At 64.9% G+C, this 8,902-nt stretch carries 8 protein-coding genes and 1 pseudogene; 6 read left to right on the forward strand and 3 right to left on the reverse strand.

What is annotated here, in order from left to right; genetic code table 11:
• The first annotated feature begins 57 nt into the window (after positions 1-57).
• Complete coding sequence (locus VFH65_RS22965; RefSeq protein ID WP_353324530.1) at positions 58-1,482, forward strand: APC family permease; 1,425 nt, start codon at positions 58-60, stop codon at positions 1,480-1,482.
• Here the strand turns inward: VFH65_RS22965 and VFH65_RS22970 are convergent.
• A complete protein-coding gene (locus VFH65_RS22970) occupies positions 1,479-2,324 on the reverse strand; it encodes a DUF429 domain-containing protein (RefSeq protein ID WP_353324532.1) in 846 nt (281 codons plus the stop codon). The two genes, VFH65_RS22965 and VFH65_RS22970, sit on opposite strands and share 4 nt — an antisense overlap.
• A 40-nt stretch (positions 2,325-2,364) precedes the next feature.
• Here VFH65_RS22970 and purB point away from each other — a divergent pair, with 40 nt between their 5' ends.
• From purB to VFH65_RS22985, 3 genes are read left to right on the forward strand one after another with little or no spacing between them, the layout of a single operon-like run.
• Positions 2,365-3,783 (forward strand): adenylosuccinate lyase, encoded by a 1,419-nt coding sequence (purB, locus tag VFH65_RS22975; protein WP_353324533.1) that lies wholly within the window; start codon positions 2,365-2,367, stop codon positions 3,781-3,783.
• Positions 3,780-4,988 (forward strand): cytochrome P450, encoded by a 1,209-nt coding sequence (locus VFH65_RS22980; protein WP_353324535.1) that lies wholly within the window; start codon positions 3,780-3,782, stop codon positions 4,986-4,988. Before purB ends, VFH65_RS22980 begins: the two co-directional genes overlap by 4 nt.
• On the forward strand, positions 4,985-5,851 hold the full coding sequence (locus tag VFH65_RS22985; RefSeq protein ID WP_353324536.1) for a tellurite resistance/C4-dicarboxylate transporter family protein: 867 nt from the start codon (positions 4,985-4,987) through the stop codon (positions 5,849-5,851). Before VFH65_RS22980 ends, VFH65_RS22985 begins: the two co-directional genes overlap by 4 nt.
• Before the next feature lie 10 nt (positions 5,852-5,861).
• Here VFH65_RS22985 and VFH65_RS22990 read toward each other — a convergent pair whose 3' ends face one another.
• Positions 5,862-6,719 carry a DUF559 domain-containing protein gene (locus VFH65_RS22990; RefSeq protein WP_353324537.1) on the reverse strand — a complete coding sequence of 286 codons (858 nt, stop codon included), beginning with the start codon at positions 6,717-6,719 and terminating at the stop codon, positions 5,862-5,864.
• A 106-nt stretch (positions 6,720-6,825) separates the two neighbouring features.
• The gene (locus VFH65_RS22995) at positions 6,826-7,443 is read right to left on the reverse strand and encodes a hypothetical protein (protein ID WP_353324539.1); all 618 of its coding nucleotides are present in this window, start codon (positions 7,441-7,443) and stop codon (positions 6,826-6,828) included.
• 31 nt (positions 7,444-7,474) lie between these two features.
• Here VFH65_RS22995 and VFH65_RS23000 point away from each other — a divergent pair, with 31 nt between their 5' ends.
• Both VFH65_RS23000 and VFH65_RS23005 read left to right on the forward strand, forming a co-directional pair.
• Positions 7,475-8,362, forward strand: a complete 888-nt coding sequence (locus VFH65_RS23000; protein WP_353324540.1) for a phosphoribosylaminoimidazolesuccinocarboxamide synthase — start codon at positions 7,475-7,477, stop codon at positions 8,360-8,362.
• Positions 8,359-8,902: pseudogene (locus tag VFH65_RS23005) on the forward strand (oligopeptidase B); the annotation flags it as partial. The gene VFH65_RS23000 and the pseudogene VFH65_RS23005, both read left to right, overlap by 4 nt.

Raw genomic sequence — 8,902 nt, forward strand, 5'->3', positions numbered from 1 at the left:
AGACGTGTTGGCACCCATCGACGAGCGGGTCGCGCAGGTGTGACCTGAAGGAGGGCAATGACTCAGGCTGAGACGGTCGAGGAGCAACCACAGCTGCGGCGAGTCATGGGCCCAGGCCTGCTGCTCTTGTTCATTGTCGGCGACATCCTTGGCACCGGCGTCTACGCGTTGACCGGTGACGTGGCCGCCGAAGTCGGTGGGGCGGCGTGGGTTCCGTTCCTCGTCGCATTCCTCATCGCGACGGTCACCGCGTTCAGCTACCTGGAGCTGGTGACCAAGTATCCTCAGGCGGCCGGCGCTGCGCTCTACGCGCACAAGGCTTTTGGCGTGCAGTTCATCACGTTCCTGGTTGCGTTCATCGTGATGTGTTCGGGCATCACGTCGGCGTCAACAGCGTCTCGGTTCTTCGCCGCCAATCTCTCTACCGCGTTCGATTTCAACTGGGGCAAGTTCGTCCTCGCCGCGGTCGCACTGCTGTTCATGGCGATGCTCGCCGCGGTGAACCTGCGCGGGGTGGGGGAGAGCGTCAAGCTCAACGTCGGGCTCACCATCATCGAGATCACCGGCCTGCTGCTGGTGATCTTGGTGGGGCTGTGGGCTTTCACCGGCGGCGGCGCGGACGTCGACTTCTCGCGCGTCATCGCGTTCGATACCGCGAGCGACAAGAACGCGTTCATGGCCGTCACGGCCGCCACGTCGTTGGCGTTCTTCGCGATGGTCGGTTTCGAAGACTCGGTGAACATGGCCGAAGAGACCAAAGACCCGGTGCGGGTGTTTCCCAAGGCGTTGTTGACGGGTTTGTCGATCGCAGGTGTCGTCTATGTCATCGTGTCGATCGTCGCGGTGGCGCTCGTACCGGTCGGCACGCTGGCGGCCAGTGACACACCGCTTGTCGAGGTGGTAAAGGCCGGTGCGCCAGGCCTTCCGATCGAAGACATCCTGCCGTTCATTTCGATGTTCGCGGTGTCGAACACGGCGTTGATCAACATGCTGATGGCCAGCCGGTTGATCTACGGCATGGCTCGCCAGCATGTGTTGCCGCCGGTGCTCGGCGCTGTGCACCCGAGGCGGCTGACACCGTGGGTGGCGATCCTGTTCACCACCACGATCGCGTTCGGCCTCATCTTCTATGTCACCGTCTTCGCGAACAGCAGCGCGATCTCATTGCTCGGTGGCACCACATCGCTATTGCTGCTTGCGGTCTTCGCGATGGTCAACGTCGCGGTGCTGGTGTTGCGGCGCGACGTCCAGGCGGCCGGTGGGCATTTCAAGACGCCGACAGTGTTGCCCGTGATCGGTTGTGTGACGTCGTTCTATCTGGTGACTCCGCTGTCCGGGCGGCCGGGCCAGCAGTACCTGCTGGCGTTGATCCTGATCGGGATCGGCATCGTGCTGTTCTTCGTCACCATGCTGATCAACCGTCAGCTCGGCATCCGCGACGCCGGAATCAAAGATCCGCACCTGGGTGCGCCGCCCGACTAGGTGTCGAGCATTCCCCGGATAGCGCTCAACTCGCGCTGGGCCTCGGCGAGCAGTTCGGACGCACGGTTCAATCGGTTGGCAAGGGCGGTCTGGTCGCGGCTAGCGCGCCGCTGCGGGATGAGATCGGCGGGCAGCGTCGGGGTGACGATGTAGCCGGTGACGAAGTCGCCGTAGATGGTCACGTCTTCTGGGCGCTGGTACCAATACAGCGCGACGTACGCACAAATCACTGCGTCGACGGGATCCTCGTCGCGGTCGAGTTGTCCCGGCCGGGTCGCGGCCTCGATCCGCTTGCGCAGTTCCACCCAGGCCACGCTGCGATTCGCCCGCAGCCGCGGGGTTGCCGCGTCGAGCCCCTCGATCAGCGTCATCAATTGGAGCAACTCGCGGTGGCGATCCTCGAAGGCGCCGCGCTTGTACTTCAGCGTCTTCTTGAGCCCGAACAGCACGACCGTCGCCGGGTGCGGGTAGACCTCGATGGCCCGTCGGCTCGCACTGGATGACGGGTCCATGTCGAGGCCGAGCGCGCTCGCTATCCGCGCACCCCGCGGATCCTTGAATTCGGGCTTCTCGGCGAATGCCGGGCGCGCGCCGGCATCGAACCGCTGAAAATCGCGATTGAGCGCCGTCTCGCATGCCCGGTGGCCCGTCGGGTTGTTGACGATCAGCGGCGCATCGATGGCGACCAGGCATTCGTCGCCGACGTACCGAGCGATCGCGTCCTCGATGCTCGCATCGTCCTGCGCGGCACCGACGTGCATCAGCCGGCCATCGGGGTCGATCACCGCGATACCGGTCTGGCTTTTCTCGCCCCACGCAAGATCGAGCCCAACGAAGTACATGGGCCCAGCCTGCCCTACTCGCGCCGTAAGCTGTGTGTCTGTGACGATCCCGAATGTGCTGGCCAGCCGGTACGCCAGCGACGAGATGGTGGCGATCTGGTCGCCGGAGGCCAAAGTGGTCGCCGAGCGCCGGTTGTGGCTGGCGGTGTTGCGAGCGCAGGCCGAGTTGGGTGTGGATGTCCCCGATGGCGTGGTGGCGGACTACGAGCGGGTGCTCGAGGACGTCGACCTGTCCTCGATCGCGGCGCGCGAGCGGGTGTTGCGTCACGACGTCAAGGCGCGCATCGAGGAGTTCAACGCATTAGCCGGCCACGAACATGTGCACAAGGGCATGACGAGCCGCGACCTCACCGAAAACGTTGAGCAGCTTCAGATTCGACGATCTCTGGAACTCGTTTTCTCGCACGGTGTGGCCGTGGTGGCCCGGCTGGCCGAGCGGGCGATCAGCTACCGCGATCTGGTGATGGCGGGCCGCAGCCACAACGTCGCCGCACAGGCCACCACGTTGGGCAAACGGTTCGCGTCGGCCGCCGAAGAGATGCTTCTTGCGCTGCAGCGGTTGGGTTCGTTGATCGAGCGTTACCCGCTGCGCGGCATCAAGGGTCCGATGGGCACCGCACAGGACATGCTCGACCTCTTCGACGGCGATGTTGACCGGCTTGCGCAGTTGGAACGGCGGGTCGCCGAATTCCTCGGCTTCACCGACATCTTCACCAGCGTCGGACAGGTCTATCCGCGATCGCTGGACCATGACGTCGTCTCCGCGCTGGTGCAGGTCGGCGCCGGACCGTCGTCGCTGGCGCACACCATCCGGCTGATGGCCGGCCACGAACTGGTGACCGAGGGCTTTGCGCCCGGTCAGGTCGGCTCGTCGGCGATGCCGCACAAGATGAACACGCGCTCGTGTGAGCGGGTGAACGGGCTGCAGGTGGTGCTGCGCGGCTATGCGTCGATGGCGGGAGAGTTGGCAGGCGCGCAGTGGAACGAGGGCGACGTGTTCTGTTCGGTGGTGCGACGCGTCGCGCTGCCCGACGCGTTCTTCGCGGTCGACGGGCAGATCGAGACGTTCCTGACGGTGCTCGACGAGTTCGGCGCTTACCCGGCGGTGATCCAGCGTGAACTCGACCGCTACCTGCCGTTCCTGGCCACCACGCGAATCCTGATCGCGGCCGTGCGCTCCGGAATGGGCCGCGAAGCGGCGCACGAGGTGATCAAGGAACACGCCGTCGCGGTGGCGCTGGGGATGCGCGAGAAGGGCTTGGAGCCCGACTTGTTGGACCGACTGGCCGCGGATCCGCGGTTGCCGTTGGACCGGCCAGGATTGGATGCGGCGCTGGCGGATAAGCAGGCATTCACCGGCGCGGCGGGCGATCAGGTCGACCGGGTCGTCGAGGCTGTCGACGAATTGGTCAGCCGCTATCCGGAGGCGGCGAAGTACACCTCGGGTGCGATCCTGTGAGCTCGTTGTCCGAGATCGACTTCACCGATCTGGACAACTTCGCGTCGGGCTTCCCACACGCACTTTTTGCCGAGCACCGGCGCGAGGCCCCCGTGTACTGGCACCCGGCGACGGAGAACACGCCCGACGGAGAGGGCTTCTGGTCCGTCGCCACCTACGCGGAAACCCTTGCGGTGCTTCGTGATCAGGAGACGTACTCGTCGGTGACCGGTGGTTCGCGGCCGTTTGGCGGAACCCTTTTGCAGGACCTTTCCATTGCCGGTCAGGTGCTGAACATGATGGACGATCCGCGGCATTCCGAGATTCGGCGGCTGGTCAGTTCGGGCCTGACGCCGCGGATGATCACGCGCGTGGAAGACGACCTGCGTGCACGGACCCGGCGGCTCATCGACTCGATTGTTGACGGCGAGCCGTTCGACTTCGTCGTAGATGTGTCCGCAGAACTGCCCATGCAAATGATCTGCATCCTGCTGGGAGTGCCTGAGTCCGAACGTCATTGGCTGTTCGAGGCGATCGAGCCCAGCTTCGACTTCGGCGGTTCCCGCAAGGCGTCGATCACCCGGCTGTCCATCGAGGAAGCCGGTTCACGGATGTACAACTACGGCCAGGAGCTGATCGCAGCCAAACGGGCCGCGCCGACCGACGACATGCTGTCGGTGGTCGCCAACGCGGACGTCAGCGACGTCGAGGTGTACCTGTTCTTCAACCTGCTGTTCAGCGCCGGCGCCGAGACCACCCGCAACGCAGTGGCGGGCGGGCTGCTGGCGTTGGCCGAGAATCCCGACCAATTGGCCTTGCTGAGTAGTGATTTGGATGTTCTGCCGACGGCGGTCGAGGAGATGGTGCGATGGACGTCGCCGTCGCCGTCGAAGCGGCGCACCGCCACATGCGCGGCCACTCTTAGCGGGCACTCGATCGAGCCTGGACAGAAGGTGTTGGTGTGGGAGGGTTCGGCGAATCGGGATGCTCTGGTGTTCGATTCGCCGGACACGTTCGACGTGACGCGTAAGCCCAATCCGCACTTAGGGTTTGGCCAGGGCGTGCACTACTGCCTCGGTGCGAACCTGGCACGGCTGGAGTTGCGCGTCTTGTTCGAGGAGCTGCTCGGTCAGTTCAGTTCGGTTCAGGTGGTCAAGCCGGTGGAGTGGACGCGCAGCAATCGGCACACCGGCATCCGCCATTTGGTGGTCGAGCTGAGGGCATGAGGCCGGATGCATTCGCGGCGGTCATGGCGACCGGCATCGTGTCAATCGCCGCTGCGGACCACGGTTTTCATGTGGCCAGTGACGTTCTGGTGGTTCTGGCCGCCGCAGCCTTTCCGGTGCTGATCGTGATGGTGGCACGTGCTTGGCGCGGCTTCGACTTCGGCGATCTCGATGTGCCGCTGGGCTTGTTCACATACGTCGCCGCGTGTGCGGTGCTGGCGGCGCGGCTGGCTGAGCACCGGATCGTGCTGTGGGTGCTCGCCGGGATGGCGTTGCAGGGCTGGATTTCGCTGGCGCCGCTGGTCGCGCGGCGGATGTGGCGGTGGCGGGGCGAGTTGCGAACTCGCGCGCACGGCGGCTGGGAGCTGGCGAGCGTGGCGACGTCCGGATTGGCAATCGTGTCAGCCGATCTCGACATCGTGTTCTGGGCCGTGCTGTTCTGGGTGCTGGCGATGTGCATCTACGTTTTCATGACCATCCTGATTGTGTGGCGCGTGGACCTGTCGCAACCGGACAGCTGGATCTTGATGGGCGGGGCGGCAATCGCGACGCTTGCCGGCGATCATCTTCACAGTGCGCTGTTGCCCGGCCCGATCGCGGACGGTGTCCGGGCCGTGACGATTGTGACGTGGGTCGTCGCGACGCTGTGGATCCCGCCGCTGATATATGCGACCGTGCGCCGATTCGCCAGTATTGCGTGGCCAACGGTCTTCCCTCTGGGCATGTACGCGTCGGCGACCTACGCGATGTACCTCGAAATCGGTTGGCCGTGGCTGACCGTCGTGTCGTTGGTGTTCTTCTGGATCGCCTTGGCGGCGTGGGCTGTCGTTCTCTCGCGATTTCGGCGTGTTCCGTTGCGCTGAGCGCTACTCGTCACGCCGAAATCGAGGAGCGGATGACGGCGAGGACTCGTTCGGGATACTCGACCAAGTCCAGCCAGGTAAACCGAAGCACATGCCAACCAAGGAGTGTGATGTAGTTCTGGCGTTCGCGATCGTTCTGGAAGTCCTCCTGATCGCTGTGAAACGCCCAGCCATCGGTCTCGATCGCCACCATCTGCTTAGGGAATGCGACGTCGACCTTGTATCTACCCACTGGGTAATTTGTGCGCCATCCAGTGATGCCGTTGTCCCGTAGCAGCTTGACCAACAGCCGTTCGGCCTCCGATCGCGCGCCGTCGGACGCCGCCTGCAACAGCCGCCGTGCGGCGGGAGAGCCGTATCGGCCCTTGTTGCGCAAATGCGCGTGCCATAAGGCAGATAGATCGATATGACGCTGCAGTGCCGAATCCATCAGTCTGGCGCCGCCGCCGCGTCTAACTGCGGCTTCGACCACTGTCAGGGCTAGGGCGGTGACGGCAAGTCCCCGGGATTCGACTACATCCGCGGATTTGAGGTCGCGTCTGCGCACTCGCGACCCCGGATGGGTTCGACCGTTGCTGTTGCGAGGCACCGTTACCTCGACGATGTCGGGTGGAAACTTCGTGAGGCCGTGCCACCAAGCGGCGGCCAGTCCGCTTGCCGCTGCAGTGCGCCCGTAGCTCCACACCGCCGCGCGGATGCGTGCGACGTCGGTGAACGGCCGATCGTCCGCAAAATACACGCCGCGCGAGCACCGTCGCCAGTGGCCGGATTCGACCCGTCGCTGGACGGCATAGCGACTGAGGCCGCATCGTTCGGCCTGAGCCAAGGTGATTACGCCATCGTGACGTCGCAGATAGTCGTCGAGCACATGAAGTCGACGCCCTCGACCGCATCCACGGTTCCGTTCCCCGCGATTTCGGCGTGGCTAGTTGCGGTTGGCGCTACTCAGCACGCCCAAATCGCGGGAGGGAGGGTTAGCGGCGGCGTGCGATGCCCGCGGCACGCAGTTCGAGGGTGGCCAGGCCGCGGATGGCCGGCTCGTCCTCGCGTCGCCACGCCCCAACGGGGTCGGCGCTAATCGTCGCCAGCTTGGCCAGCGGCCGGTTGGCCAGCGCGCGCAGGGCAAGCAGCTGTTCGCCTGCCGGTGTGGAGGCCAGCGTCATCGCTGTCCATTTCCGCCGGAAGAAGCGCACCCGCAGAAACAGCCACGGCATCGCGACGAACAGGATCGGCGGCGCGGCGACCGCGATTGCCAGCACCCACGCCAGCCACGACGCCGTGTCGTCGAGGCTGTGCCCCGCGCCGGCGATGTCGAGCGCCGCCTCGGCGGCCGCACGCAGCGGCTGCGTCAGCGCATCTCCTACCAGCGGGACGTCGTCGGTGCGGTCACCCGCGGCATTGAGGTTGTCGGCGACGCCGTTGGCCCCGGTCTGAACCTGGCGGCCCACCGCGGCGATGGTCGACACCGCCGAATGCACGGCCATTCCGACCAGCAGCCACGCGACGGTCCAGAAAGCGATGACAATGTCGCTGATCAGCTGCGCCAGCAGGCGTGCAGGCGTGGTGGCGTATGGCACAAACCGGGAAGTCATGCCTGTAGATGCTGCCCGATAGGCTGGCCCGATGCGCCCCGCTCTGTCCGACTATCAGCATCTGGCCAGCGGCAAGGTTCGCGAGTTGTACCGCGTCGACGACGAGCACCTGCTCATGGTCGCCACGGACCGCATCTCGGCCTACGACTACATCCTCGACTCGGAGATCCCCGACAAGGGGCGCATCCTCACCGCGATGAGCGTGTTCTTCTTCGACTACGTCGACGCGCCCAACCACCTGGCGGGCCCGCCCGACGACGAACGCATCCCCACGGAAGTGCTCGGCCGCGCGCTGGTGGTTCAGGAACTCGAGATGATGCCGGTGGAGTGTGTGGCCCGCGGCTACCTCACCGGCTCCGGCCTGATCGACTACCAGAAGACAGGCAAGGTCTGCGGTATCACCCTGCCGCCGGGTCTCGCCGAGGCCAGCAAGTTCGCCCAGCCGCTGTTCACCCCGGCCACCAAAGCCGAACTGGGACAACACGATGAGAACATCTCGTTCGCCGACGTGGTCGAGTTGGTCGGCACCGTGCGCGCCAACCAGTTGCGTGACCGCACATTGCAGACCTACATCCAGGGCGCCGACCATGCGCTGAAGAAGGGGATCATCGTCGCAGACACCAAGTTCGAGTTCGGCGTCGACAAGCACGGCAACATCCGCCTCGCCGACGAGGTCTTCACCCCGGACTCCAGCAGGTACTGGCGCGCCGACGAGTACCAGGAGGGCGTCGCCCAGCAGAGCTTCGACAAGCAGTTCGTCCGCAACTGGCTCACCGGGCCTGACTCCGGATGGGATCGCAACGGCGACAAGCCGCCACCGCCGTTGCCGCCCGACATCGTCGAGGCGACGCGGGCGCGCTATATCGAAGCCTACGAACGCATTTCCGGCCTCAAGTTCGCCGACTGGATCAGCTCATGAAGCCACCGGTAGCCAAGCGCGTCGAGCATCGCCGCGAACACCACGGTGACGTCTTCATCGACCACTACGAGTGGATGCGCGACAAAGCCAACCCCGAGGTGATCGACTACCTCAAGGCCGAGAACGACTACACTGAGCACGCGACGAGCCATCTTGGGCCGCTGCGGCAGAAGATCTTCGACGAAATCAAGGCCCGCACCAAGGAGACCGACCTTTCGGTGCCGACCCGCCGCGGCGACTGGTGGTACTACGGCCGCAGCTTCGAAGGCAAGCAGTACGGCGTGCAATGCCGTTGCCCGGTCACCGATCCCGACGATTGGACGCCACCGCTGCTCGACGAGCACACCGAAATCCCCGGCGAGCAAGTGCTGCTCGACGAGAACGTGGAGGCTGAAGGGCACGATTTCTTCGCGCTTGGCGCCGCCTCGGTGAGCCTGGACGCCAACATCCTGGCGTATTCGGTGGACGTCACCGGTGACGAGCGATATACGTTGCGGTTCAAAGATTTACGTACCGGCGAACGTTACGACGACGAGATCG

Source organism: Mycobacterium sp. (assembly GCF_035697385.1).
Taxonomy (GTDB): Bacteria; Actinomycetota; Actinomycetes; order Mycobacteriales; family Mycobacteriaceae; genus Mycobacterium.

Excerpts from the sequence above, each read along its gene's own strand:
- VFH65_RS22965 (WP_353324530.1), top strand. The coding sequence starts at position 58 with ATGACTCAGGCTGAGACGGTCGAGGAGCAACCACAGCTGCGGCGAGTC.
- VFH65_RS22970 (WP_353324532.1), bottom strand. The coding sequence starts at position 2,324 with ATGTACTTCGTTGGGCTCGATCTTGCGTGGGGCGAGAAAAGCCAGACC.
- VFH65_RS22985 (WP_353324536.1), top strand. The coding sequence starts at position 4,985 with ATGAGGCCGGATGCATTCGCGGCGGTCATGGCGACCGGCATCGTGTCA.
- VFH65_RS22995 (WP_353324539.1), bottom strand. The coding sequence starts at position 7,443 with ATGACTTCCCGGTTTGTGCCATACGCCACCACGCCTGCACGCCTGCTG.
- VFH65_RS23000 (WP_353324540.1), top strand. The coding sequence starts at position 7,475 with ATGCGCCCCGCTCTGTCCGACTATCAGCATCTGGCCAGCGGCAAGGTT.